Origin of the sequence: Rhodococcus sp. 06-470-2, from assembly GCF_002258235.1 — a bacterium.
Classification (GTDB): Bacteria; Actinomycetota; Actinomycetes; order Mycobacteriales; family Mycobacteriaceae; genus Rhodococcoides.
On the sequence record NZ_NOYB01000036.1, the window covers coordinates 105,246 to 131,132 of the forward strand.

Annotated in this window: 29 protein-coding genes; 16 read left to right on the plus strand and 13 right to left on the minus strand. The window is 66.2% G+C overall.

The genetic code is table 11. The features are described 5' to 3' along the window. Positions 1-5: 5 nt before the first annotated feature. Positions 6-977, minus strand: a complete 972-nt coding sequence (locus CH276_RS19750; RefSeq protein WP_032393756.1) for a glutamate ABC transporter substrate-binding protein — start codon at positions 975-977, stop codon at positions 6-8. Next, complete coding sequence (locus CH276_RS19755) at positions 974-2,278, minus strand: hypothetical protein (protein ID WP_254924243.1); 1,305 nt, start codon at positions 2,276-2,278, stop codon at positions 974-976. Before CH276_RS19755 ends, CH276_RS19750 begins: the two co-directional genes overlap by 4 nt. A gap of 72 nt (positions 2,279-2,350) precedes the next feature. On the opposite strand from CH276_RS19755, the gene CH276_RS19760 reads away from it, so the two are divergent. Beyond that, a complete protein-coding gene (locus CH276_RS19760; protein ID WP_094631002.1) occupies positions 2,351-3,187 on the plus strand; it encodes an NUDIX hydrolase in 837 nt (278 codons plus the stop codon). Here the strand turns inward: CH276_RS19760 and thiE are convergent. Continuing rightward, positions 3,184-3,876, minus strand: a complete 693-nt coding sequence (gene thiE, locus CH276_RS19765; protein WP_032393757.1) for a thiamine phosphate synthase — start codon at positions 3,874-3,876, stop codon at positions 3,184-3,186. The two genes, CH276_RS19760 and thiE, sit on opposite strands and share 4 nt — an antisense overlap. A 158-nt stretch (positions 3,877-4,034) precedes the next feature. Here thiE and thiO point away from each other — a divergent pair, with 158 nt between their 5' ends. From thiO to CH276_RS19800, 7 genes are all read left to right on the plus strand, one after another. After that, the gene (gene thiO / locus CH276_RS19770; protein WP_082074071.1) at positions 4,035-5,087 is read left to right on the plus strand and encodes a glycine oxidase ThiO; all 1,053 of its coding nucleotides are present in this window, start codon (positions 4,035-4,037) and stop codon (positions 5,085-5,087) included. Beyond that, positions 5,084-5,299 carry a sulfur carrier protein ThiS gene (gene thiS, locus CH276_RS19775; protein ID WP_094613924.1) on the plus strand — a complete coding sequence of 72 codons (216 nt, stop codon included), beginning with the start codon at positions 5,084-5,086 and terminating at the stop codon, positions 5,297-5,299. The genes thiO and thiS overlap by 4 nt, the downstream gene beginning before the upstream one ends. After that, positions 5,292-6,044, plus strand: a complete 753-nt coding sequence (locus tag CH276_RS19780; RefSeq protein WP_094630919.1) for a thiazole synthase — start codon at positions 5,292-5,294, stop codon at positions 6,042-6,044. The genes thiS and CH276_RS19780 overlap by 8 nt, the downstream gene beginning before the upstream one ends. A gap of 461 nt (positions 6,045-6,505) precedes the next feature. Continuing rightward, entirely contained in the window at positions 6,506-7,468 is a 963-nt protein-coding gene (locus CH276_RS19785) for an ABC transporter ATP-binding protein (RefSeq protein ID WP_094630917.1), read from the plus strand. After that, positions 7,468-8,238 carry an ABC transporter permease gene (locus CH276_RS19790; RefSeq protein WP_045198732.1) on the plus strand — a complete coding sequence of 257 codons (771 nt, stop codon included), beginning with the start codon at positions 7,468-7,470 and terminating at the stop codon, positions 8,236-8,238. Before CH276_RS19785 ends, CH276_RS19790 begins: the two co-directional genes overlap by 1 nt. 26 nt (positions 8,239-8,264) lie before the next feature. Next, positions 8,265-9,722, plus strand: a complete 1,458-nt coding sequence (locus CH276_RS19795) for a M28 family peptidase (protein ID WP_045198733.1) — start codon at positions 8,265-8,267, stop codon at positions 9,720-9,722. Positions 9,723-9,759: 37 nt separating this feature from the next. Continuing rightward, a complete protein-coding gene (locus CH276_RS19800; protein WP_094630915.1) occupies positions 9,760-10,581 on the plus strand; it encodes an adenylate/guanylate cyclase domain-containing protein in 822 nt (273 codons plus the stop codon). Here CH276_RS19800 and thiD read toward each other — a convergent pair. After that, positions 10,543-11,397 carry a bifunctional hydroxymethylpyrimidine kinase/phosphomethylpyrimidine kinase gene (gene thiD, locus CH276_RS19805; RefSeq protein WP_032393765.1) on the minus strand — a complete coding sequence of 285 codons (855 nt, stop codon included), beginning with the start codon at positions 11,395-11,397 and terminating at the stop codon, positions 10,543-10,545. The two genes, CH276_RS19800 and thiD, sit on opposite strands and share 39 nt — an antisense overlap. A 292-nt stretch (positions 11,398-11,689) precedes the next feature. Here thiD and CH276_RS19810 point away from each other — a divergent pair, with 292 nt between their 5' ends. Both CH276_RS19810 and CH276_RS19815 read left to right on the plus strand, forming a co-directional pair. Then, positions 11,690-12,016, plus strand: coding sequence for a GNAT family N-acetyltransferase (locus tag CH276_RS19810; RefSeq protein ID WP_032393766.1), 327 nt, complete (start codon positions 11,690-11,692; stop codon positions 12,014-12,016). Positions 12,017-12,135: 119 nt separating this feature from the next. Continuing rightward, on the plus strand, positions 12,136-12,489 hold the full coding sequence (locus CH276_RS19815) for a GNAT family N-acetyltransferase (RefSeq protein ID WP_094631001.1): 354 nt from the start codon (positions 12,136-12,138) through the stop codon (positions 12,487-12,489). 15 nt (positions 12,490-12,504) lie between these two features. Here CH276_RS19815 and CH276_RS19820 read toward each other — a convergent pair whose 3' ends face one another. From CH276_RS19820 to CH276_RS19830, 3 genes are read right to left on the minus strand one after another with little or no spacing between them, the layout of a single operon-like run. After that, the gene (locus tag CH276_RS19820) at positions 12,505-13,305 is read right to left on the minus strand and encodes an exodeoxyribonuclease III (RefSeq protein WP_094630914.1); all 801 of its coding nucleotides are present in this window, start codon (positions 13,303-13,305) and stop codon (positions 12,505-12,507) included. A gap of 11 nt (positions 13,306-13,316) precedes the next feature. After that, positions 13,317-14,288, minus strand: a complete 972-nt coding sequence (locus tag CH276_RS19825; protein WP_441344231.1) for an N-acetylglutamate synthase, CG3035 family — start codon at positions 14,286-14,288, stop codon at positions 13,317-13,319. Then, positions 14,285-14,887: a peptide deformylase gene (locus CH276_RS19830; protein WP_032393768.1), complete on the minus strand. Its 603-nt coding sequence runs from the start codon at positions 14,885-14,887 to the stop codon at positions 14,285-14,287. Before CH276_RS19830 ends, CH276_RS19825 begins: the two co-directional genes overlap by 4 nt. 229 nt (positions 14,888-15,116) lie before the next feature. Between CH276_RS19830 and CH276_RS19835 the strand changes: the two genes are divergently transcribed. The 4 genes from CH276_RS19835 (at position 15,117) to CH276_RS19850 (ending at position 18,003) form a co-directional block, all read left to right on the plus strand. Next, complete coding sequence (locus CH276_RS19835) at positions 15,117-15,455, plus strand: DUF3263 domain-containing protein (protein WP_032393769.1); 339 nt, start codon at positions 15,117-15,119, stop codon at positions 15,453-15,455. 58 nt (positions 15,456-15,513) lie between these two features. Further along, a complete protein-coding gene (locus CH276_RS19840) occupies positions 15,514-16,047 on the plus strand; it encodes a LytR C-terminal domain-containing protein (protein WP_230596606.1) in 534 nt (177 codons plus the stop codon). 113 nt (positions 16,048-16,160) lie between these two features. Next, complete coding sequence (gene sodC, locus CH276_RS19845; protein WP_045198742.1) at positions 16,161-16,871, plus strand: superoxide dismutase[Cu-Zn]; 711 nt, start codon at positions 16,161-16,163, stop codon at positions 16,869-16,871. 1 nt (position 16,872) lies between these two features. Further along, positions 16,873-18,003, plus strand: a complete 1,131-nt coding sequence (locus tag CH276_RS19850) for a glutamate--cysteine ligase (protein ID WP_230596607.1) — start codon at positions 16,873-16,875, stop codon at positions 18,001-18,003. Positions 18,004-18,013: 10 nt separating this feature from the next. On the opposite strand, the gene mnhG is transcribed toward CH276_RS19850, so the two are convergent. From mnhG to CH276_RS19880, 6 genes are read right to left on the minus strand one after another with little or no spacing between them, the layout of a single operon-like run. Continuing rightward, the gene (gene mnhG / locus CH276_RS19855; protein WP_094630910.1) at positions 18,014-18,355 is read right to left on the minus strand and encodes a monovalent cation/H(+) antiporter subunit G; all 342 of its coding nucleotides are present in this window, start codon (positions 18,353-18,355) and stop codon (positions 18,014-18,016) included. Between the two features lie 19 nt (positions 18,356-18,374). Further along, on the minus strand, positions 18,375-18,632 hold the full coding sequence (locus CH276_RS19860) for a monovalent cation/H+ antiporter complex subunit F (protein WP_032393772.1): 258 nt from the start codon (positions 18,630-18,632) through the stop codon (positions 18,375-18,377). Beyond that, entirely contained in the window at positions 18,629-19,270 is a 642-nt protein-coding gene (locus CH276_RS19865) for a Na+/H+ antiporter subunit E (RefSeq protein WP_373453493.1), read from the minus strand. Before CH276_RS19865 ends, CH276_RS19860 begins: the two co-directional genes overlap by 4 nt. 2 nt (positions 19,271-19,272) lie before the next feature. Beyond that, entirely contained in the window at positions 19,273-20,916 is a 1,644-nt protein-coding gene (locus CH276_RS19870; protein ID WP_094630907.1) for a Na+/H+ antiporter subunit D, read from the minus strand. Continuing rightward, positions 20,913-21,536, minus strand: a complete 624-nt coding sequence (locus CH276_RS19875) for a Na(+)/H(+) antiporter subunit C (RefSeq protein WP_032393775.1) — start codon at positions 21,534-21,536, stop codon at positions 20,913-20,915. The genes CH276_RS19870 and CH276_RS19875 overlap by 4 nt, the downstream gene beginning before the upstream one ends. After that, a complete protein-coding gene (locus CH276_RS19880) occupies positions 21,533-24,382 on the minus strand; it encodes a Na+/H+ antiporter subunit A (protein WP_094630905.1) in 2,850 nt (949 codons plus the stop codon). The genes CH276_RS19875 and CH276_RS19880 overlap by 4 nt, the downstream gene beginning before the upstream one ends. Before the next feature lie 235 nt (positions 24,383-24,617). On the opposite strand from CH276_RS19880, the gene CH276_RS19885 reads away from it, so the two are divergent. After that, positions 24,618-25,028: an NUDIX hydrolase gene (locus tag CH276_RS19885; RefSeq protein WP_329955499.1), complete on the plus strand. Its 411-nt coding sequence runs from the start codon at positions 24,618-24,620 to the stop codon at positions 25,026-25,028. 62 nt (positions 25,029-25,090) lie between these two features. Continuing rightward, the gene (locus CH276_RS19890) at positions 25,091-25,843 is read left to right on the plus strand and encodes an isocitrate lyase/PEP mutase family protein (protein WP_094630904.1); all 753 of its coding nucleotides are present in this window, start codon (positions 25,091-25,093) and stop codon (positions 25,841-25,843) included. Positions 25,844-25,887 lie beyond the last annotated feature (44 nt).

Here is a 25,887-nt window from a genome sequence, read left to right on the forward strand (position 1 = left end):
GGCCCCTAATCGCTGTACGTCGCGCTGGGCGGACCGGGGGAGGGACCGAGCACCGTCAGCCAACGATCGTAGATGCGATTCCAGGTGCCGTCGGAGCGGATGCGCGCCAACGTCCCGTTGACGAAGCGCACCAGATCCTCGTTGTTCTTGTTGATCCCCACCCCGTACGGCTCCGGGCTCAGGCTGTCACCGACGATCTCGAGGTAGGGATCCTGAGCGGCGAGACCGGCGAGGATCGCGTCGTCGGTGCTGATGGCGTCGACCTGCCGTTGCTGCAGCACCACAAGGCAATCCGACCACATCGGCACCGTCACCACCGTCGCGGCGGGTTGGACGCGTTGAACGCGCCGCAGCGAGGTGGTGCCCTCCACTGCGCACACTCTCTTGCCTGCCAGATCCTCGACACCGCGGATGCCCGATCCCTGCACCACCAGAACGCGGTGCTGCGCTTGGAAGTACACGGTGGAGAACTGGACATCCTTGCGGCGAGCACACGTGATGGTCATGGTCTTGACCACCATGTCCACCGAAGAATCCTGCAGAGCTTCGAGCCGCTGCGCAGAGGTGAGGATGCGAAAGTCCAATCGATTCGGATCGCCGAACAGATCTCGTGAGACTTCCCGCGCGATGTCGACATCGAACCCGACCAGCTGGCCGGTCATCGGATCACGGAAGCTGAAAAGATTGCTGCCCGTGTCCAACCCGACGACCAACCGGCCCTTGGCGCGCAATGCGTCGACGGTCGGTTGTGGTGGCGGCGGAGCATCGGTGCCTGTCTGCAGCGGGCGCAGGCTGGCAGTGGGGCGCGCGCACTCGTCGTCGGCGGGACTCTCGGTGGGGCGGGCGGCGACGGACGCGCCGTCCGGTAGCGGCGGTTCGGTGAACGTAGTCTCGGCTTGCGGCGGAGCGTTTTCCGGCGTGGCGCAGCCGACCACCAGGGAGGTGACCAGAATGCCAACGGCGAGTAGACGTTTCACAGGTACTCACGCAGCCTCGGGAAAAGGCCGATACAGAAGGCGACCGACGCGAAGACGGTGAGCACGTAGGCACCGTTCGACAGTCCGGACAGCACCCACACCGATCGGTCGATGTTGGACCGCAGTTCGCTTCGCGCGTTCTCGATTCCGTCGACCAGAACGCTGTCGAGCGCGGTGAACGCGGCCGCCGAATCGGACTCGCCCGAGCCGGTGGCGATGGAGACCGCGCCGTTGAAATCGCCGACCTCGAGGGCGGAGTCGATCCTCGAGTGCGAGACCGACCACGTGTTCAGTGCATCGATCACCGTGGTGTCGCCCTGGAACATCTCGGTGAGCCGAGAAACGTTGGCGTCGAACGATTCTCCGTAATCCTGGCCGCCGCCGCGACGAGCGAGGTCGAGTGTCTCGTCCGCTCTGGCCTGTTGCGCCAGAATGAAACCCGTCGTGTAGGACTTCAACGGGGACACTCCACGGTCGATCGCACGATCGGTGGCAATCGAGGAAATCAGTCCCACCACCAGCATCCAGCCGAGCAGTCCGGCGACAGCAACTGTGGCAGTGAGGAATCCGGCGTTCAACGTTCGGCGGGTGGTCCGCGACAGATACCACTGAGCCAGGCCGGTCATCAGCAACAGGAACACCAGCGAGCCGATCGCGAACAGTGGAGGACTGGTGAATCGTTCCTGATCGGCCGAGACTCGCGACGCCTGTTCGGTGTACAACTTCTCGGCCAGCGGCAGCAAACTCGACTGCATCATGGTCGACGCCTCGCCGAGATACGCCGCGCCCACCGGGTTTCCGCTGCGGTTGTTGGCTCGCGCAGTCTCGACCAGACCGCTGTACACCGGCAACCCGGCGGCGATCTGGGTGAGCACCGCGCTGGTGGCCGCGTCGTTCTCGGTCACCCCGGCCGAGGCCGCGATCAGCTCGGACGACGCCTCGCCGAGCGCCTGCGAGTAGCGCTCGCGTACCTCGGGCGGTTCGAGACCACCGGCGATGAACGCGGTGGCCGCGGCCGCGTCGGCCACCGACAGAGCCCCGTACAGATTCTGTGCCGAGTTCGCGAAGGGCTCGGTGCGCACCAACAGGGTGCCGAGGGTGTCGACCCGATCGGTCACGGCCGTGGACGCAAGATTTCCGACCGTCAACGCGAGCACCACCAGCGCGATTCCCATCGCGACCAACCGCGCGGGCGTCGAGCGCATCGTGTAGCGAACCGGTGGCTTGCCTGCAGCGACACCGACGTGTGTGGCCGTTGTCGGGGGGACGGCAGCGGAGGGGGTAATACCGGCCGCGATCACGCACCCGAGCATATAAGTAGGCGGACGGTACTGCAGCCACTACAGGCAGGTGATTCACCTAGGGTGGTGAGCATGCGTGGTGACGGCGACGGCTGGGTGATCGGCGAGAACGGCACTCGGCACTGGGGAAGGCACGGTGCCGCCGGCCTGTTGCTGCGCGCACCGTCCGACGCAGGCGAGCCGATGGTGTTGCTGCAGCACCGTGCCCTGTGGAGTCACCAGGGCGGAACGTGGGCACTGCCCGGCGGAGCCCGCGATTCCCACGAGAGCACGGCGCACGCGGCGGTGCGCGAGGCCCACGAAGAAGCCGGTATCACGGCCGAACAGGTCAGTGTTCGCAGCGAGCGCGTCACCGCGAGTGTCGAGAGCGGCTGGTCGTACACCACCGTCGTTGCCGACACCGATCATCCGTTGACCACCGTGCCCAACGGGGAGAGCACCGAGCTGCGCTGGGTGCCGGAGTCGGTCGTCGACGAACTCCCCTTGCACCCGGGCTTCGCGTCGAGCTGGCCGTCGCTGCGTACCGTGCCGCTGCGGGTGCTGCTCGACACCGCCAACGTGCTGGGGTCCCGGCCGAACGGATGGTGGAAGGACCGCACCGGGTCGACGAGCGCACTGCTGACCTCGCTCGCCGAGACGCTGCCTCGCACCGTCGAACTGCCCAGCGGTCAGTACGGCTGGCTCACCCGCATCGACGCCGTGCTCGAAGGCCGGGCCAGGGACGCCGTGGTGGACGACCCCCGCACCCGCACGATTCTCGCCGACGGCAGTGGCGACGACACCTTGGCCGAGCAGGCCCACATCGACGGAGACCTGACCGCGCTCGTCACCGCCGACCGCGGACTACGCGACCGGCTGCCGGAATCGGTGCAGGTCCTGACGCCGTCCGCAGTACTGGGTTGGCTCTAGGCCTGCAGTGCTCGGACCAAGTCGCGGGCTGCGGCCTGTGGATCCCGCGCCTCGGTGATCGCGCGGACCACGACGATGCGATCGGCACCGGCGGCCCGAACCTGATCGACATTGGTCGCGTCGACGCCGCCGATGGCGAACCACGGCCGTTCCGGCAGCGCGTCCGCCGTCGCCCGCAGAGTCTCGAGCCCCGCAGCCTTGCGGTTGGGCTTGGTGGGCGTCGGCCACACCGGCCCGACCGCGAAGTAGTCGACGCCGTCCTCGATCGCGGCGAGCGAGGACTGGGCCCGGTTCTGCGTCGAGCGGCCGATCACCACGTCCGGCCCCAGAATCTGCCGCGCGTAGTGCACCGGCAGATCACCCTGACCGAGGTGCAGCACATCCGCGCCCGAGGCCAACGCCAGATCCGCACGGTCGTTGACCGCCAACAGCGCACCGTGCCGCTTGGTCGCAGCGAGCAGAATCGCCAGCGCCGCGAGCTCGTCCTTGGCCTCGAGGGGCCCGAACTCGCGCTCGCCTGCGGAATTCTTGTCACGCAGCTGGATGATGTCGACGCCACCGGACAACGCGGCCTCGGCGAACTGCGCGAGGTCGCCCTTGTCGCGCCTGGCATCGGTACACAGGTACAGGCGAGCGGACGCAAGACGCTCACGGGGAGTCTGGTTGCGGGCGGTCTGAGATGGATGCACAAAGCGAACTGTATTCTCATGGAGGCCGCCACCGACGACGGAGTGGCCGAGAAATCGCGGGAGTCCCGAGGATCGTGGGGCTGAGAGTGGGTTCGCCGCCCTTACCGTCAATACCTGAACCCGATCATGCGGGCGCAGGGAGTGAGGACGTGAATCGCGTGCACATCGTCGTTATCGGCGGAGGCGTCATCGGGTTGTCGACGGCGCTGCGCCTGAGCCAGGACGGTCACCGAGTGGTGGTGCACGATCCCGCGCTCGGCAAGGGCGCATCCTGGGTCGCAGGCGGCATGCTGGCACCGCTGTCCGAGGGCTGGCCCGGCGAACACGAACTGCTGCACCTGGGCGCTGCGTCGCTGGCGAGGTGGCCGGACTTCGCCCGACGCCTCCCCGGACCCTCGGTGTTCTCCGCAACCGGATCGGTGACGGTTGCCCTCGACTCGGCCGATGCCGCCGACCTACGAACCATCGCCGAATGGGTGGGCGAACAGGGACACGAACTCGAGATTCTCGGCCGAGCACAGCTGCGTGAGCTCGAACCTGCACTGGCGCAGAACATCCGACTTGGCCTGCTGGCTCCGACCGAGTTGTCGGTGGACAATCGGGCGCTGATCGCCGCGCTCGAGCAGGGTTGCCGGGACGCGGGAGTCGAATTGGTGACCACCCCGGTGGAGACCGTGCCCGACGCCGATCAGGTGGTCCTGGCCGCCGGGGCACAGTCGGCCGCACTGTGGCCCACGCTCCCCGTCCGGCCGGTCAAAGGCGAGATCCTGCGACTGCGACGACGGCCGAGCGCCGCACCGCCGCCATCGCGCACCGTCCGCGGAACCGTGCACGGCCGCGCGATCTACCTGGTACCGCGCGGCGACGGATTGGTCGTCGGCGCAACCCAATACGAATCCGGCCAAGACACCCAGGTCACCGTCGCCGGGGTGCGAGACCTCATCGCCGACGCCGAACGACTCATGCCGAGCATCGGCGAGTACGAACTGTACGAAACCGCTGCCGGCCTGCGGCCGATGAGCCCGGACGGGTTACCGCTGATCGGCAGGCTGTCTCCCCGGTTGATCGCCGCCACCGGACACGGACGCAACGGCATCCTGCTCGCCCCCATCACCGCCGACGCCGTCGCCGCACTGGTGTCCGGCGAGACGCTACCCGAGGCGAAAGCAGCCGACCCCCAGAGATTTCCGCAGATCGAGAGGACACCATGACACAGGTCGCGATCGGTATCACCGTCAACGGTGAAGACCACCTGCTCACCGAGGACATGACCATGCGTCGGCTGCTCGAATTCCTGGGCATGCCCGAGAAGGGCATCGCCGTCGCCGTCGACGGTGCCGTGCTGCCCAAGAGCCGCTGGGACAGCACCAGCGTCGAAAAGGGTTGGACCATCGACGTTCTCACGGCGGTACAGGGTGGATAGCGCACTCACCATCGCCGATCGCACTTTCGCCTCCCGGCTCATCACCGGCACCGGGGGAGCGGCCAATCTCGCGGTACTCGAGGACGCCCTCGTCGCGTCGGGAACCGAACTGACCACCGTTGCGATGCGCCGCGTCGACGCCGCCGGTGGGACGGGAGTGCTGGATCTGCTGCGCCGGTTGAACATCGCCCCGCTGCCCAACACCGCAGGCTGCCGCGGCGCGGCCGAAGCAGTGCTCACCGCGCAACTGGGCCGTGAGGCGCTCGAGACCGACTGGGTGAAACTCGAAGTGATCGCCGACGAGCGAACCCTGCTGCCCGACGCCATCGAATTGGTCACGGCCGCAGAACAACTCGTGGACGACGGCTTCCAAGTGCTCCCGTACACCACCGACGACCCGGTACTGGCCAGGCGGCTCGAGGACATCGGCTGCGTTGCCGTCATGCCGCTCGGCTCACCCATCGGCACCGGCCTCGGCATCGCAAACCCCCACAACATCGAGATGATCGTCGACGCCGCATCGGTTCCGGTGATCCTCGACGCGGGCATCGGCACCGCCAGCGACGCCACCCTTGCGATGGAACTCGGCTGCGACGCGGTGCTGCTCGCGACCGCGGTGACCCGGGCGAAGGACCCGGCGCTGATGGCGTCGGCGATGCGGAACGCGGTGGCGGCGGGATACCAGGCCCGACATGCCGGCCGCATTCCGAAACGATTCTGGGCGCAGGCCAGCTCGCCCATGTGACCGCTGTGTCGTCGGGGTAGCTCTTGTTGTGGTGTTGCTTTTTCGGCAAACGCGCGCGCGTTTGCGGAAGGCGCGCGGAATTGTGGCGGATAGGTGGGCGATTGCGCGCGCGCCTGACGAATGCGCGCGCATTTGCCGGCGGCGGGTGTGTGGCTCCGGCTCGCCCAAGCGGCTGCTGTGTCGTCGGCGTAGCTCCTGTTGTGGTGTTGCTTTCCCGGCAAACGCGCGCGCGTTTGCGGAAGGCGCGCGAATTAGTGGCGGATACGTGGGCGATTGCGCGCGCGCCTGACGAATGCGCGCGCGTTTGCGGCTGTGGGTGTGTGACCCCCGTGACTCCGCGGCCCCTGTGACTCCGCGCCCGTGTGACCGACTGTCTCAGGGTGTGTGTCATCCGAAAGGATGATGCAATCGGCGACTGTGGGTCGATGTGCGGACGCTGTCGATGGGGGACAGTTGTACCCATGATCGAAGTGACAGGACTGACCAAGCAATACGGCGCGGTGACGGCGGTCGACAACCTCACCTTCACCATCAGACCCGGCATCGTGACCGGCTTCCTGGGCCCCAACGGCGCAGGCAAGTCGACGACCATGCGGATGATCCTCGGCCTCGACCGCCCCACCAAGGGAACGGCGACCATCGAGGGCAAGAACTACAGCCAGCTCAAGCAGCCACTGCGTACCGTCGGCGCTCTGCTCGACGCCAAGTGGGTGCACCCGAACCGTTCGGCGCGTGCACATCTCGAGTGGATGGCGGCCTCCAACGGCATCCCCAAGTCGCGTGTCGACGAGGTGCTGCGTCTGGTGGGACTGTCGGAGGTCGCGAAGAAGAATGCGGGCGGGTTCTCGCTCGGCATGTCGCAGCGGCTCGGACTCGCCGGCGCGTTGCTCGGTGACCCCAAGGTGTTGCTGTTCGACGAGCCGGTCAACGGACTCGATCCCGAGGGCATCGTCTGGATCCGAAAGTTCATGCAGCGCTTGGCAGCCGAGGGCCGCACGGTCCTGGTCTCGAGCCACCTGCTCTCGGAGATGGCGCAGACGGCCGAACATCTCATCGTCATCGGACGTGGCAAGCTGATCTCCGATTCGTCGGTGCAGGAATTCATCGACCACGCCTCCGAGGCGTCGGTGCGCGTCCGCAGCCCGCAGCTCGACGGTCTGCGCCAGGCGCTGACCACGGCCGGTCTGACCGTGCGCGAGCCGGACAGGACCGACGAACTTCAGCCCTCGCTCGTGGTGCTGAACTCGACCACCGACGCGATCGGCGACATCGCCGGCCGAGCCGGAATCACATTGCACGAGTTGGCCTCCCAGCGAGGCTCGCTCGAGGAAGCATTCATGAAACTCACCGGAGACACAGTGCAGTATCACGGCGCGGGAGCCGACACTCCCCACACTCAGCAAGCGATGGGCGGTGCACTCTGATGGGCGTCTTGGCAGCAGAGAGAATCAAGTTCACCTCGACCAAGTCGCCGTGGTGGTGCAGCGCGATCATCGTGGTGCTCGGTCTCGGGTTCGCGGCCATTCTGGGTTGGGCTGCGAAGTCGGCCCTGAGCCTCGACGCGCCCGAGGGTATTCCGCCCACGACCGCCGCCGATGTCGTCGGAGTCGGAGTCGGCACGTTCGGTGCCATGGTGCTGATGATCCTGGCCGCGTTGACCGTGACCAGCGAATACCGGTTCGGAATCATCCGCACCACGTTCCAGGCGGTGACCAACAGGGGATCGGTTCTGGGCGCGAAGGCGCTGTTGGTGGGCGTATACGGCGCTGTCCTGTCGTTCGCGCTTGCGGTGCTCGGGCTCGTCATCGCCAAGGCTCTGGCCGGCGAACAGGCGGGCGTGTTGCTCGGATTCGACGTGGACGGTACGTGGCGCGTTCTGTACGGCACCGCCATTCTGGCGTTCCTGCAGGTCGTTCTCGCGATCGGCGTCGGCGCTCTCGTTCGACAGTCGGCCGGTGCGATCGCGATCCTGCTGCTGTGGCCGCTGCTGATCGAGAACCTCGTAGGCCTCATTCCGAACGTCGGGGCGAAGATCCAGCCGTTCCTACCGTTCCTCAATGCCAATCACTTCCTCGGCTCCGACGGCGGAATCGACTTCCATTGGGGCCCGATCGGCGGACTGATCTACTTCGTCGCGTTCACCGCGGTGATCTTCGGGGCAGCGGTGTTCGTCGTCAATCGTCGGGACGCCTGACGCCACTCGCCGGTAGGGTGTCCGCTATGCGGATTTCCCTACTTGCAGGTAGCGCTGTCACTGTCTTGATTCTGGCCGGTTGCTCGTCCACCTCGGACGAGGAACCGGCCAGAGTTTTCGCGACACCCGACGGGCCCGGCCTGTCTGCCGCGGTCACCGAGGAGGCCTTGGTGGGGCACCTCGAACAGTTGGAATCAATCGCCGCCGACCACGACGGAAACCGCGCCGCCGGCACCGCCGGTTACGACGCCAGTGTCGATTATGTTGTCTCGCAACTCGAATCGGCAGGATTCGAGGTCACCACCCCGGAATTCGAATTCGAGACCTTCGAGGCGCAGACCCAAACCCTGTCGCTCGCGGGCACCGAGATTCCGGTGTTCGCACTCAGTTACTCGCCGACCACCACCGCCGAGGGGATCACCGCACGCGTCGTCGGCGCTCCCGCCGGTGCGGACGGCTGCGAGGCAGCCGATTACACCGGCCTCGACCTGGCCGGAGCCGTCGCGGTGGTGCCGCGCGGAGTGTGCCCGTTCGGCGTGAAGCAAACCGTCGCAGCAGAACTGGGAGCGGCCGCCGCGATCATCGTCAACAACGAACCGGGGCCGCTCGATTCGGGCACACTCGGCGACGCCGACACCGCGCGGATCCCGACCGGCGGTGTCAGCCAGGAGGACGGCGCGGCCGTTCTCGCCGCACCCGAGGTGACGCTGACACTCGTCACCGAAACCGAAACGACCACCAGTCGCAACATCATTGCGCAGACCACCACCGGTTCGACCGAGAACGTCGTGGTCACCGGTGCCCATCTCGACAGCGTCCCGGAGGGCCCCGGCATCAACGACAACGGAACCGGAACGGCGGCAGTCCTCGAGACCGCACTGCAGATGGGCAGCGCCCCCGAGATCACCAACGCGGTGCGTTTCGCGTTCTGGGGTGCCGAGGAGAACGGACTCGTCGGTTCCACCAAGTACGTCGAGGGCCTGTCCGACGAGGACAAGCGAAACATCGCGCTGTACTTGAACTTCGACATGATCGGCTCGCACAACGCCGGATACCTCGCCTACGACGGAGACGACTCCGACCAGGTGGGTGAGCCCGCCGGACCGGCCGGATCCGACGCCATCGAGCGCACTTTCGTCGAGCGACTGGCCGAGGAGGGTGTAGCCGTCGACGGGACCGATTTCGACGGTCGCTCGGACTACGGCCCGTTCATCGAGGTCGGCATCCCCGCCGGCGGCGTGTTCAGCGGAGCGGACGAGAACAAGACCGCAGCGCAGGCCGAGAAGTGGGGCGGCACCGCGGATCAGACGTTCGACGAGAACTACCACACCGACCAGGACACCCTGGCGAACGTCGACCGCGCCGCACTGGCGAAGAACGGTGCGGCCGTGGCCTACGGCATCGGCGTCTACGCGCAGTCGGTGGAGGGCCCCAACGGGGTTCCGGTGGGTGCCGAGCGCGAGGCCGCGCGCGCCGAAGGGTGAGGGAAAGTATGTGTAACCGTGGGTTACGCTCGATGCTGTGAACGCAGTCGTCTCCTCGGTCGTGGAGTGGGTCCGCACCACCAACCGAGCGCCCGCGGTGGTCGGGGCGGTTCGGCGTGTGCGCCGCGCACTACCGGGTGACCCCACGTTCGGCGATCCCCTGTCGATCGACGGTCCGGGCCGAGCCCTGGCCGTCGCCCGCGTCGCCGACAGGTTCCTGGCTGCGAACGGACTCGACGACGAACCCGGCGCGTCTCGCGAAGTGGGTCTCGGGGCGCTGCAGCTGTGGCAGGCGATCCTCGAACGCGCAGGCCGAGGCCGCGGTGAGCACGATGTCACCATCGTGTTCACCGACCTCGTCGGGTTCTCGTCCTGGTCGCTCCGGGCCGGCGACACCGCGACCCTGACGTTGCTGCGCAAGGTCTCCAAGGCCGTCGAACCCGAGGTCGCATTCCGCGGCGGCCACGTCGTCAAGAGGCTGGGCGACGGCATCATGGCGGTGTTCGCCGACGCGGGCAAAGCAGTCGACGCGGTCTTCGCGGCCCGAGAGGCACTGAAGGGCGTCGACGTCGACGGCTACACCCCGACGATGCGCGTCGGCATCCACACCGGCAGCCCGCGTCAGGTGGGATCGGACTGGCTGGGCGTCGACGTCACCGTCGCCGCCCGGGTGATGCAGACCGGCGGCAACGGCAACGTGATGATCTCCGCGTCGGCCCTCGAGGCGGTCCCGCCGGAGGTGCTCGACGCCTTGCACGTGGTCTCAAAGCCCTATCGCCGCAGCTTCTTCGCTCCGAAGATCAAGGGCGCACCCGACGACCTACGCATCCTCCGACTCGTGCAGTCGCCACAGCGGTGACACCGGTCCGTGGCCCGCGCCCAGATCGTAGGACGCGGCCAGACAGCGGGTGACCCACTCCTTGCCGAACGCGACCGCGTCGGGCATGGAATAGCCGTGTGCCAGCGCCGAGGCGATCGATGCGGCGAGGGTATCGCCGCCGCCGTGATCGTTGCCGGTGTCGATGCGCTCGCTGGTGAACTCGAGGAAGGTGTCGCCGTCGAACAGCAGGTCGGTGCTGTGCGTCGACGTCCGCAGGTGGCCGCCCTTGACCAGGGCCCACTGCGCGCCCAATCCGTGCAGGGCCTCCGCGGCGCGGTGCGCGCTCGAGTCGTCGACCACGTCGATGCCGGTGATGAGTCGAACCTCGTCGAGGTTGGGGGTGACCAGCGAGGCGATGGGGAAGAGGGTGTGGCGGATGGCGTCGAGGGCTTCGGCGTGCAGCAGTGGGTCGCCGTGCATCGACGCGCACACCGGATCGACGACCAGGGGAACCGGCTGATCTCGGCCGATACCCACCTCGGTGCACACGGCCGTGACAGCTTCGATGATCGCGGTGGAGGCCAGCATTCCGGTCTTCGCTGCGCCGACCCCGATGTCGGAGACGACGGAGCGAACCTGCGCAGCGACGACGTCCGGCGGAATCTCGTGGAAGCCCGTCACGCCGACGGTGTTCTGGACCGTGACCGCAGCGACGGCGACGCAGGCGTGGACACCCAGCAAGGCCATCGTTCGACTGTCCGCCTGGATTCCGGCTCCGCCGCCGGAGTCGGTTCCGGCGATGGTCAGCGCGCGGACGGGAGTCTCGCCGTTGGGCGTGAGCGGTAGGAACTTCACGAGAGAAGACAGTACCGGCGGGCGGAGAGACGGGGGGTCGCTGCCGTCGACACGGTTTGCCGAGCAGATGGCGAAAATATGGGCTGGCCTTGAATGTTGTTGTATCACAACGTCGAACAGGGTCACTTATGATCCGTACCAGCATTGTTGTCCTGTTCGGCGGACGAACCTACGCATCCGAAGGTTTGTTGGTAGAAAAGGTGACAGACCCACCGTGCGCATGTTTAATAGTGGTGCACGTCACATCGTTTTCACTCGTTCATCACTCCACACACAGCGAAGGAGGCGTCCCATGCTGGCAAGTTCTCCTAGCGCTGATGTCTCGATCAACAAAGACCAGAACCGGTTCGAGCTTCGACTCAACGGCGATCTCGTCGGGATCGTCGGCTTCTACGAGGTCGAGGGAAACGGCTCGCGCGCGACGCGTACTCATGTCGTGTCCTTCATGCACACGGTCGTCACCGAGGACTTCGGTCATCAAGGACTGGCCGGCATTCTGGTGCGCCGCGCGCTCGACAGTGCTCGGTCCTACGGCTGGAAGGTCAAGCCCGTCTGCACGTACGTGCAGCGCTTCGCCGCGGCCAACCCGGAGTACAACGACATGCTCGTCGCGCTCTGACGTTTCTTTCCCGGGTTGTCGACCGGTCACGGTAGGACCGGTCACATTCAGGGCACGACTCGGCGACGATCGAGGCACTCGCCTCGCGTCACATGGACAACACTGATCTCATAAGTGACATGAGTCACATACTTCCTCGACGAGCCGACGCGGTTCCCTCGGTCGATCGACCCGTCGTTCGCATCGAGGACGACGTCGATCACTACAGGTTCGATCTCTTCGTCGACGACGAACTCGTCGGCATTCTCGGGTACCGCTTCGGTGAGGGTGACGACGACGGCGTCGGCCCGGTCGTCGCACTCATGCACACCGTCGTCAAAGAGGAATACGGCGACCGCGGGTGGGCGGGAGTGCTGGTGCGAGCCTCGCTCAACACGGCCCGCGATCGACAGTGGCGCATCGTCCCGATCTGCACCTACGTCCGGCGCTATCTGGCGCAGCACGAGGAATTCCTGGATCTGATCGCCGAATAGTCGTCCGGCTCGGCCTCAGCCGATCTCCACGATCACCGGAGCGTGATCGCTGGCCCCCTTGCCCTTGCGTTCCTCGCGGTCGATCGACGCACCGGTCACCCGAGCCGCGAGAGCAGGGGAAGTCAACGCCATATCGATGCGCAGACCCTGCTTCTTGGGGAACCGCAACTGCGTGTAGTCCCAGTAGGTGTACGTCCTGGGCTCGGGGGTGAACTGCCGCGTCACCTCGGTGAAGCCGGCGTCACCGAACGCGGTGAAGGCGTCGCGCTCGGCCTGCGAGGTATGGGTCTTGCCCTCGAACAGAGCCGGATCCCAGACGTCGTCGTCGGTTGGCGCGATGTTCCAGTCGCCCACGAGTGCGATCTGCGCCTGCGGATCCGCTGCCACCCACGCCTGAGCGTCGGCCTTCAGCGCAGCGAGCCACTCGAGCTTGTAGGTGTAGTGCGGATCGGCGAGTTCGCGGCCGTTCGGCACGTACAGGCTCCACACGCGCACCCCGTCGCACGTGGCCCCGATGGCGCGCGCCTCCTGAGCGGGGTCGATCTCGGGATCCTTGCTGAACCCGGGCTGATCGTCGAAGCCGACCTGGACATCGTCCAGGCCGACGCGGGATGCGATCGCGACGCCGTTCCACTGACTCAACCCGACGTGGGCCACCTCGTACCCGATGTCGGTGAACCGCTCGTAGGGAAACTGTGCGTCCTTGCACTTGGTTTCCTGCATCGCCAGGACATCGACATCGGATCGCTGCAGCCAATCGACGATTCGATCCTGACGAGAGCGGACGGAGTTCACATTCCAGGTAGCCAAGCGCACGGAGAGGAACCCTATCGAACGCCCCCGACAGGGTTCGGACCCATCGCGTTCTCGGGCCGGGCATAGCGATAGCGATGATGGTCGGCGAAGCCGAGGTCTCGGTACAGGGCAACGGCTCGGGTGTTCTCGTCCGCCACCTGCAGGTACGCGTGCGTCGCGCCGCGCTCGCGTCCCCAGCGCACCAGTTCTCCGCACATCAGGGTGCCGAGCCCGTTGCGCCGATGCTCGGGGGAGACCCAGAGCGAGGTCAGTCCCACCCAGCAGCGACCGTCCGGGGCGGTGGTCACCGCGGCGCGACCGACCGCGGCTGCCGACGACGAGCGCGCGCCGATCATCCCGAAACCGAGGGTTCCGCCCCGAACCGCCGAGACCACCTCCGCTGCGCCCGCGGGAGCCGCGCGGCCCTGGTAGTACAGGCGATCCAACCACTGTCGTGACGGTTCCGAGGTGACGGTGATCGCCGAGTCACCCTCGCGTAGAACGAGATCGGAGATGTCTGCCGCCATGACGGCGCTTTCGTTGTACGTCGACCAACCCGCCGGGGGAGTGCCGAGGCGATCGGGAAGGGCGAGCGTCGGCGGTAATCCGCGAGCGGCGTATCGGGCTGTGATGCGCGCCAGCGTCTCTGGTGTCGTCGACGCTCCGGGCTCGAGCGGCACGGCCGAATTGGCGCGGCCGGTGAACCCGTGACCGAAACGCAGTTGCCAGCCGTCGATCCATTCCCGCTCGACGCCCGGCCAGCCGTCGGCAGCGGCGGCTTCGAGCGAACGGATCTCCGAGGTTCGAATCGGCTTGGGCGCCAGGGGTTTCAATGCCACGACTCGGTCGACGGCAACTTGAACCAGTGTGCCGTCCCGGCCGCGCACCGAGACCGCGCCGGCGTCGCTGGACACCAGTTCACCGATCACGTCCGTCATCGGGTGGGTGTGGCCGGGTGGCAACCGATAGCGAAGCATCACCCGCGTACCCACCGGGACGGTCAGTCGTCGTCCTCGTCGTCGTGGCCGAACGGGTCGTCCACGGTGCCGGGTGTCCAGCTCAGTCCGGGCACGCCCCACCCGGCGCGCTTGATGGCCTTCTTGGCCGCCCGCGCATGCCGTCCGATGAGCACGTCGGTGTAGAGGAAACCGTCGAGATGACCCACCTCGTGCTGGAGCATACGAGCGAAGAAGCCGCGGCCCTCGATGTCGACGGGATCGCCCTTGGCGTCCGTACCGGTCACCCTGGCCCACTCGGCGCGCCCGGTGGGGTGCTGCTCGCCGGGGACGGACAGACAGCCCTCGTCGTCGTCATCGGGATCGGGCATCGTCTCCGGAATCTCCGACGTCTCGAGCACCGGGTTGACGACCTCGCCGCGGCGGCGGAAGATCTTGCCGTCCTCGCCTTGATCGGGGCAGTCGTAGATGAACAGACGCTTGCCGACGCCCACCTGATTCGCGGCGAGACCGACGCCGTTCGCGGCGGCCAACGTCTCGTACATGTCGGCGATCAGCTCGGCCAGCTCGGCGGGTGACTCGGTGACGGGTGCGGTTGCGGTGTGCAGCACCGGATCGCCGACGATCCGGATGGGAAGAATTGCCATGGTCGACAAGGATAGTGGGTGCTGCATGTGGTCGAGCACATGGAACACGCCACGCGCCGGTACCTCGCGGGAGCCGTGCTCGAGCCGTCGAACGTGGTTGAATGATCCCCGAAGTACAACCGTGTAATTCGGTCGGTGCTCCTTTGGGTGCCGGCAGTGCTGGGGGAAGCAGATTTCTCCGGGTGGGTGATCCTGCAGACCCGAGGAAGTCGAGAAGTCGAGGAGTGGGATGGACGGCGCAGCAGCGCGTGACTCGAACCAGTCTCAGCAACCGGGAAGTTCGGACGGCTCACAGGATCCGAACGAGGTCGGTGCGGACGGACTGAGTCGACGAGAGCACGACATCCTGTCCTTCGAGCGGCAGTGGTGGAAGTACGCCGGGGCGAAGGAAGAGGCCATCAAGGAACTCTTCTCCATGTCGGCAACCCGCTACTACCAGATCCTGAACGCGTTGGTCGATCGTCCCGAGGCACTTGCCGCTGATCCGATGCTGGTCAAGCGCCTGCGCCGGTTGCGTGCGAGTCGGCAGAAGGCTCGTGCGGCACGTCGACTCGGGTTCGACGTCTGAGCAGGTCCTTGAGTTCCGTGTGCTGGGTCGACGTCGACGGTCGGCTAGGGTCGACTACGTGAGCAGCCCGAACCCGGAACAGACCGGGCCACCACTCCGTGCCCTGGCCATGGTGTTGATCTCGCTCGCGATTCTGTTCGCGGCGATCGGCGCGTTGTCGCTGACGGGTTCCGATTCCGACAACTCGGCCGCCGAGCCCGCCGCCGAGACGACGAGTGCACCGGCTGCGGTAGCACCCACCGCACAGGCTCCGGCGGCTCAGGTACCGGCAGGTGACGCGACGACCAGCAGCGCGCCGACCACCACCACCTCGGGCACCCCCGCCGACGTCGAGGTGCGGGTTCTGAACAACTCCAACATCTCCGGTCTCGCGGCAGGCACCGCAAGTACGTTGACCGCCGAGGGATGGACCGTCGCCGAGACCGGCAACTTCAGCGAAGCCCAGTTCGCTCAGACCGCGGTGTACTACGGCACCGCCGCAGGCGAGGAACAGGCCGCGCAGACGATCGCCACGCAGCTCGGAGTCCCGGCCGAACCCAAGCCGACCTCACTCGAATCCACGGCAGGCGTCGTCGTCATCGTGACTCAGTAGTCCTGCAGCGGCCAGTTGCACAGCATCGACTTCCGTGCCCGATTCGGCTGAATCGGTCGGCACGTTATCATTTCCGAGCCCGGCGAAACTGCCTGAAAGAGGAGCGATTTCCGATGGACATGTTCAAGCGACGCACTGCTGCGACCCGATCGTTGCGTTACGTGGCCCCGGTCCTCGCGATCGCGGCGCTCGGGCTCTCCGCCTGCAGCAACGGCGAGGTTCCGTCCGATGTCCCCGGAACCGTCCCTCCGGTCTGGACCGGCGAGGCCGATCCGTCGGCAGAAGCCGTGGCGGGTGACGGCCCGGCCGAGTCGGGCTCCGGCGACACCATCGAGGGCACACTGCGCGACGCCGGCGGTGCCGAGGTGGGCACGGTCTCGTTCGCGGCCGAGGGCGACAAGCTCACCGTCACCGCCGAGGTCGAGGGCATGACCCCCGGCTTCCACGGCTTCCACGTCCATGCCGTCGCCGCCTGCGAGCCGAACTCCGTGGCACCGACCGGTGGAGATCCGGGCGCGTTCCTGTCCGCTGGTGGTCACCTGCAGGTCGACGGCCGCACGGAGCACCCGGCCAGCGGTGATCTGACGTCCATCCAGGTCGGCGAGGACGGCACCGGAATGCTCGTCACCACCACCGACGCGATCACACTCGACGATCTGCGTGCGGACGGTGCCGGAACCTCGGTGATCGTGCACGAGGGTGCCGACAACTTCGCCAACATCCCGCCGCGATACACCCTGCCCGACGGTGCCGCTGTGCCGGACATGACGACTCTGATGACCGGCGACGCCGGCTCGCGGGCGGCATGCGCGGTACTGCAGTAGTTTGAACGCTCCCCGGATCGACTTCGCGAGTTCACCGCGCCCGACGCTCGGCGTCGAGTGGGAGATCGCGCTGGTCGACAAGAACACGCGGGACCTGGTCAACTCCGCCGAGGCGGTCATGGACGGCGTCCGCGATCTCGCCGGGGACACCCCGCGGGTGACCAAGGAACTGCTGCGCAACACCGTCGAACTCGTCACCGGAGTGTGCGAGAACGTCGGGGAGGCCATGGAGGACCTCGGCGGCTCGCTGGAATTGGTGCGGCGCGCCGCGGACCCATTGGGAATCGATCTGTTCTCGGCGGGCACTCATCCATTCGCCGAGTGGTCCACCCAGCAGCTCACCAGTTCTCCGAGCTACGACGAGTTGATCGCTCGTACCCAGTGGTGGGGTCGGCAGATGCTGATCTGGGGTGTGCACGTGCACGTGGGTGTGTCGTCTCCCGACAAGGTCTTTCCCATTCTCAACTCGCTGCTGCTGCAGTACCCGCACCTGCTGGCGCTGTCGGCGTCCTCGCCGATCTGGGCGGGCAACGACACCGGCTACGCCAGCAATCGGGCGTTGATGTTCCAGCAGCTGCCGACGGCCGGTCTGCCGTTCCAGTTCGAGGACTGGTCGCAGTTCGAGGGATTCGTCCGCGATCAGCTCAAGACCGGCGTCATCGAGCAACTCGGCGGCATGCACTGGGACATCCGTCCTGCTCCCAAGTGGGGCACGATCGAGGTTCGGGTGTGCGACGGGGCGTCGACGAAGCGGGAGCTCGCGGCTCTCGTCGCGTTGACGCACTGCCTCATCGTCCATCTCGACGAGCGTCTCGAAGCGGGGGAGACCTTGCCGTCGATACCGCCGTGGCACGTGCAGGAGAACAAGTGGCGGGCCGCGCGGTACGGCCTCGATGCCGAGATCATTCTCGACTCCGACAGCAACGAACGGCTGGTCACCGACGATCTGCACGATCTGCTAGAGAAGCTGACGCCGACGGCCGTCCGACTGAACTGCGTCGACGAACTGGCAGCAGTGGCCGACATTCCCCGGCGGGGGGCGTCGTACCAACGTCAGCGGGCGGTGGCCGCGCAATCGGGCGGCGACCTGCGAGCCGTCGTCGAATCGTTGGTCACCGACCTCCGATCCTGATCCGGCCGCGCTACTGGTCCGATTCGTTCGGTTCCATCTCGTTGACGATCAGCAGACCGTCGCGGCCGCGCTGTTCGCGGTAGGCGACGCGGCCGACCGTGTGCGCGATGACCGGAGCGGTGACCAGGGTGAAGATGCCCACCAGCACCAGCATCCAGATGTCGACGTTGCCGCGCAGGCTGATGATGGCCCCGATCAGAACCATGATCAGCCCGACCACCTGTGGCTTGGTGGCCGCGTGCATCCGCGAGAGGGTGTCGGGAAAGCGCACGATGCCCACCGCTGCGGTGAAGGCGAGCAGGGCTCCGAACAGGATGAAGACGGAAGCAATGACCTGGGCTACGGTGCTCATTCGTCCCTCGCTGTGTTGTTCATTCGTCCCTCACCCTGAATCGTGCGATGCTGACCGACCCGACGAAGCTGACCAGTGACAGAGCGACGATGGCCGGTACGAGGGTGGTGTCGCGGCTGTACACGGCCCACACGCCGAGACCGCACATCGAGACGGCCAGGATCGTGTCCATCGCGACGAGGCGGTCGAGCGTGCTCGGTCCGTCGAGCAATCGGTACGCGGTGAGAATCGCGGCACCGATCAGGAGGGCTCCGGCAATCGCCAGTACGACGGTCACGACCAGTCCCCCTTCCTCTTGTCGTCGGTCTTCTTATCGTCCCGAGGCGCGTCCGAATCGACCGGGATCGGATCGTCGCCGAGCACTCCGTGGTACTGCTGGTACTCCTGGAAGTGCAACGGGCTCGGCTTCCAGTCGGAGTCTCGCTCGAACGCGGCGATGAAGAGCTTCTCCATGTTTCGTACGTAGGCGTAGAAACCGTCGACGGCCTTCTGGGTGCCCATGTCCAACACGTGCACGTAGAGCAGGCGTCTGGTCCGGTCGATTTCGAGCACCATGGTGCCGGGCACGAGATTCATCGCGTCGACGAACAGGGTGAGCACCAGATCGGACTTGATCGCGATACGGCAGCGCAGCACCCCGGTGACCGGTGGAGCCTTGGGCCGGATGGCCAACCAGGCCACGCTGAAGCTCGATTCCATTGCGTAGTAGAGAAATACGACGGCCAGCTTGACGAGTGAGAACACGTGGATGCGGCCCTCGACGGGAACGCGAGGCAACGGCAGCAGCACCATGATGAGCAGTCCCACCGCGATGCCGCCGAGGATGTTCGCGGCAGAGACGTTGCCCCACAACAGAACCCAGATGGCGGTCAACCACGCGAGAGTCCACACGCGTAGCAGAAGGGAGCGGTTCATCTTCATCGAGTGCCTTCCTCGTTTCCGCGAGCCTGCTCGGCGGCCTGATCTCCGACGAATTCCGCTCCGCGCACCGCATCGATGTACACCGATCGATCACGAAGGTCGGCCGCGGCGCGATCACTGATGTCGATGATGGGGCCCGCGAACACCGTCATGGCCAAGCCGACGGCAACGAGCCCGATCGTCGGGATCAGCATGAAGGCCGGCATCCGGCCCACGTCCTCGCGATCACCGAACGCGATGTCCGAGGAGTCGTCGAGCAGCGCGGACGGGCTGTTGTCCGCCAGGTCGCCCTCGGGGGCGTCGGCGCGAGCACGCCAGAACGCTTTGGTCCACACACGGGCGACGACGTACAGCGTCAGCAAGCTGGTGACCGTTCCGCCCGCGACGAGCAACCAGGCCAACACGCTGCCCTGCTCGCTACCGGCCTGCAGCAGTGCGACCTTGCCGATGAAGCCCGAGAACGGCGGAATGCCACCGAGATTGAGGGCCGGCACCAGGAACACGATCGCCAGCACCGGGCTGGCCGCAGCCAGACCGCCGAGGCGTCGAAGAGACGACGAGCCGGCCTGACGCTCGATGAGACCGACGACGAGGAACAGTGTCGTCTGCACCAGAATGTGGTGGGCGACGTAGTAGATCGAGCCGGACAGTCCCGATTGCGTCGACAGTGCGACGCCGAAGATCATGTAGCCGATATGACTGACGAGGGTGAACGAGAGCAGTCGTTTGATGTCGCTCTGTGCGATGGAACCGAGGATGCCGACGAGCATCGTCAGCAGGCCACAGACCATCAGTACGTTGTCGAGCGAGCCGTCGGGGAACAGTAGGGTGTGGGCGCGAATGATCGCGTACACACCGACTTTCGTCAGCAGGCCGGCGAACACGGCGGTGACCGGTGCCGGGGCGGTGGGGTAGGAGTCGGGCAGCCACGTCGAGAGTGGGAACACCGCGGCCTTGATGCCGAACGCGACCAGCAGGACGGCGAAGATCGCGGTCCTCGTTCCTGGGTTGATGTCGTCCATCCGTACCGCGATGTGGGCCAGGTTCAGCGTTCCGGTTGCGCCGTACACCAGCGCGATGCCGATCAGGAAGATCAGCGAGGACACCATCGACACCATCACGTACGACACGCCCGCGCGTACCCGGTCCGCACTCGCGCCGAGGGTCAGCAGCACGAACGACGCCGCGAGCAACACCTCGAAGCCGACGAACAGATTGAAGAGGTCCCCTGCGAGGAACGCGTTGCAGACACCTGCGGTCAACGCGAGGTAGGTCGGCAGGAAGATCGAGACGGGCTGGTTCTCGCTGCCGTCACGGATGCCCTGACCGATCGAGTAGACCATGACGGCCAGCAGGACTATCGACGAGACGACGAGCATCATCGCCGACAGGCGGTCCACCACGAGGGAGATGCCGAGCGGGGAGTCCCAGCCGCCGACCTGCAGTGCGCTGGTGCCGTCGCGATCGGCTAGGTAGAGCATCACCGACGAGATGGCGACCACAGCGGTCAGCGCGACGAGGGTGATGAAACGCTGAGCGCGAGGACGTCGACCCAGCACCAGAGTCAGCGCCGCCGCCAACATCGGAATCAGTACCGGCAGCGGAGTCAGAACATCGATCACTCCTGGGGAGATCGTCACTGGTCGTCTCCCTTCTTCTGTGGCCTGCTGTCGTCCTTCTCGGCTGTGTCGATTCCGTCGAGCCCGCGCACCTGCGGATCGTCGTCGTCGTTGTCGAAATCACCGTCGTGTAGGTCCTCGTAGCATTCGAGGTCCTCGCGATTGACGAGTTGTTCGATCGGAATCGGGTTGCCCTTCGAGTCGAACGCGTCGCCGCCGAAGCTCGGCTCGCCCGTCACCGGGTCGTCCGAGCGGTCGCGGTCGGGGGCCTCGGCCATCGAGCGACGCCGGGAGACCTTGGTGTCCTCGGGGTCGTTCTCCACGTCGTCCTTGGTGTTGAGAGTGAACGACCGATACGCCAGCGCCAGGACGAACGCGGCGATACCCATCGTGATGACGATCGCCGTCAGGATCACAGCCTGGGCCAGGGGATCGGCCATCTCCTGATTGACGGCGTTGTCGCGACCCACGATGGGTGGTGCCCCCGCAGGCCCGCCGACGGTCAGCAACAGCAGATTGACGCCGTTGCCGAACAACAGCAGCCCGAGCAGCATCTTGGTGATGCTGCGTTCGAGCAGTAGATACACACCCGATGCGACGAGAACACCGGTGATGATCAGCATTCCGAGATCTGCGGTCATGGGGCGCTCACTCGGCCTTGGCTCTGCATTTCCACCTGTGCGTCGAGACGGGCGCCGAGACTACGGAGCACGTCGAGTACCAATCCGACCACGATGAGATACACACCGAGGTCGAAGAACAATGCGGTGACCAACTTGATGTCGCCGAGAATCGGCAACGTCACCTCCAACGTGGCCGAGGACAACGCAGGCGCTCCGAGGAACATCGACGCCACCGCGGTACCGGCCGCGAAGATCAACCCGAGACCGAGGATCTTGCCGGCGTCGATCGGCACTGCCTCGCCGAGCTCGTAGCGCCCACCCGCCAGGTACCGCAGCACCAGCGCGAGTCCGGCGGTGAGGCCACCGGCGAAACCGCCGCCGGGGGCGTTGTGGCCGGAGAAGAAGAAGTAGATCGAGAGCACCATGATCGTCGGGAAGATCAATCGCGTCGTGACCTCGAGAATCAACGAGCGATGTCGCGGATCGATCAGATCGCCGCCGAGCAACCACGTCGTCTCCGCGGCGAAATTCGCATCCGAGGACGATGCTGGGGCGTCGGACACCCGCGGAGCGCTGCCGAACCGGCGGTTGCGGAAGACCAGGCTGGCCACGCCCGTCGCCGCGACGAGCAGAACGCAGATCTCGCCGAGGGTGTCCCAGGCGCGGATGTCCACGAGGATGACGTTGATGACGTTCTTGCCGTCGCCCAGGTCGTAGGCGGCGTCCGGCAGGAGCAGCGACACCGGGGCGGTGTTTCGGGCGTTCATCGCGAATGCGCCCAGCACACTGACGGTCGCTCCGACGGCGACGGCCAGCACGGCGCGGGGGCCGCGCGAACCTGCCGAGCCCCGATCGTCGACCTCGGCCGGCAGCTTGCGCAGCACCAACACGAACACCACGAGGGTGAGAGTCTCGACGAGGAACTGGGTCAGTGCCAGATCCGGTGCGCCGTGAATGGCGAAGATGACGCCGCAGCCGTAGCCGGTGAGACCGACGAGGATGACGCTGGCCAGGCGGTTGCGCATCACCGTGGCCCCGAGGCCACCGGCGATCATGATCACACCGATGACCAGCTGCAACGGGGTGTTCCACAGGGTGTAGTCCAGGCCGGAGTCCTGGCCGACGAGCAACACGATCATCGGCAGCAGCACCAGAGTCAGCAGGATCGTGCCCTGGGTGAGGGGGAGCGAACCGCGCTGGGTGGTGCCGGTCAGGCGGATGGACAGGGCATCCATGTACTTGAGCACGTTGTCGTAGATGCGGTCTGCATTGCCGAGCGGGGGATGCTCGAACTTGAGCCGGTTGACGACCCGGTGGGCGATGAACAGCCCGACACCGCCGGTGACGACGACGACCGTCAGCGCGAGCGGAAGGTTGAATCCGTGCCAGAGGGCCAGGTGGTAGGGCTCCTGGCCGTACGACGGGAGGGTGCGGGCGTAGGGACTGACGATGCGGTCGACGATCGAGGATCCGAATCCGGCGATCACTCCGAGAACCGCCAGGAAAGCAGGTGCAGCCAGGAACAGTGCGGACGGTGCATGCATCGCCCTGACCGACGGACTCGGACGCTTGAGCTGCTTGCGTGCGAATGCGCCCCAGACGAATCGGATGCTGTAGGTGACCGTGAGAATCGAGCCGATCACCAGGCCCGCGACGACGACGGCCGCGACGATGGGATCGAGCGTCGGCGTGCTGATCACGGCCGACAACGCAGTCTCCTTGCCGACGAACCCGAGCATCGGCGGGAGTCCGGCCATGCTGGCCGCGGCCAGCGCCGCTATCGCGGCGAGCCAGGGAGCCTTCTTGCCCAGGTGGGCGAGCTTGCGGATGTCGCGGGTGCCGGTGGTGTGATCGACGATGCCCACGACCATGAACAGCGCCGCTTTGAACATCGCGTGCGCGATCACCATCGTCAGGCCGGCGAGCATCGCCTTCTCCGAACCGATGCCGACCAACACCATGAGAAAGCCGAGCTGACTGACGGTTCCGAACGCGAGGATCAGCTTGAGGTCGAATGCCCGCAGAGCTCGCCAACCGGCCAGGATCATCGACAGCAGTCCGAGGCTGATCACGGTGGCGCGCCACGGGCCGGAATCGGCGAACCCAGGGGCCAGGCGCGCCACCAGGTAGATGCCTGCTTTGACCATCGCGGCGGCATGGAGGTAGCCGCTCACCGGCGTCGGTGCGGCCATGGCTCCTGGCAGCCAGAAGTGCAGTGGCACGATGGCCGACTTGCTCAGTGCACCGATCAGGACCAGCACGATCGCGACACCGGGCAACCAACCGCCCGGCGCGTTCGCGACCAGCTCGGAGAGGTTGTAGGTACCGGAGACCTGGCCGAGGATGATGATGCCCACCAGCATCGCCAGGCCACCCGCGGTGGTGACGAGCAGCGCCTGAGTGGCTGCGCGTCTGCTCGAGGCACGCTCGGCGTAGTGACCGACGAGCAGGAACGACAGGACCGTCGTGATTTCCCAGAAGATGTAGAGCACCAGCATGTTGTCGCTGGTGATGAGGCCGAACATCGCACCGGAGAACGCGACCATCTCGGCGGCGAACAGCCCGAGCCGAGGTTCGTCGTCCTCGAAGTAGCGCGCACAGTAGATCAGAATCAGGGCACCGATTCCGAGGACCAGCAGCGACATGATGGCGGCGAGCGAATCGAATCGCATGTCGATGTTCATCGACAGGCCCGGGACCCATTCGATGTCGAGCTTCTGTTCGGTTCCCCAGTTGCCGAACACCCAGATCAGGCTGAGCAGGGGTACGAGCGCGAGAGGGAAAAAGGCATTGCGACCCCACCACCGGACCAGCAGCGGCGCGAGCAGCGCGGCGGCGGCGTGCGCAAGAAGAATGGCGAGCAAAAGTCACTCCGTCGTCTCGGTCGCATCGGCGGTCAAACCGAGCGGTGGTCGTAGGGCGGCGATGAGTAGGGTGTGCGAAGTCCGTGTGAAATTCGATGTGAGGCTTTGAGAAGTACGAACCGGTTGCCGAACGGCAGCCGTGAGCTGTCGATGTCCACTTTACTTTGCGTGGTCGGACGCGTGCCAAGCGGTACATAACGGTCGCGGTGACTCCGGTCGAGGGGAGCGCGTTGTCGTGAGCGGATCGAGGATCATTCGGACCGCCGGGCTGGCGTACGTCCGGAATCGCCGAATGATCCAGACGCGATCGGCCGGCAAATCCGCGTTCTACATGGCGGGCGGAAAGATCGACCCCGGCGAGACACCCGAGCAAGCCCTCCATCGGGAGATCAGAGAAGAGCTCGACGCGTCGGTGACGGGTGCCCGGCTGCTCGGGGTGTTCGAGTGTCAGGCATGGGGGCACCCGGCGGGCACCCCACTCGAGCTCACGTGTTTCCTCGCCGATCTGGCCGACGAGCCGACGCCGACCAGCGAGATCGCAGAGATCAGGTACTTCACCCGTGACGAGTACGCAGCGATGCCGGACGTCGCTCCAGGATCACTGATGGTGTTCGACCGGATGAGAGCGCTCGATTTGATCGACTGAAGCGGGTACGTTGGGAACCGAGAGAACGAACGTTCTCCACCGGCCACCGTTGAGGAGTCCCAATGACGAACCTGTCCCAGAAAGCCACCACCCTGCTCGAGCTGCACCAGCCCGGAAACCCGGTCGTACTGCCGACCGTGTGGGACGCCTGGTCCGCCAATCTGGCCGTGTCCGCAGGCTTCACCGCGCTGACCGTCGGAAGCCACCCCGTCGCCGACTCCATCGGCAAGCCCGACAACGAAGGCATGACCTTCGACGAACTGCTCGCCCGCATCTCGCAGATCTCCGCCGCCGTCGACGTGCCGCTGTCGGTCGACATCGAAGCCGGCTACGGCGAGGACCCCAAGCGACTGATCGACGGCCTCATCTCCGTCGGAGCCGTCGGACTCAACATCGAGGACACCGTGCACAGCGAAGGCGGACGCCTGCGCGAAGCGCAGGAACACGCCGACTTCGTCGGAGCACTGCGCGCGGCGTCCGACGCCACCGACGTACACGTGGTCATCAACGCCCGCACCGACCTGTTCGTCAAGGCGATCGGCGACGAGAGCGACCGCGTCGACCGCGCCATCGCGCGCCTGAAGCTGGCTGCCGCGGCCGGAGCCGATTCGCTCTACCCCGTCGGATTCCACAACGACGCCGACTACAAGCGTCTCGCCGAGGAACTCCCGCTGCCCATCAACGCCATCGCCAACCCGGCCGAAGGCGATCTGTCGCACTTCGCATCCCTCGGTGTCGGTCGCATCAGCTTCGGACCGATCTTCCAGATGGAGTTGGCCAAGCGGGCAGAGGAGATCCTCGGCCGCTGGAAGTGAGAGCGGCTTCGCCGCAGGTGAGCAGAACTTCGTAGCCTGCTACG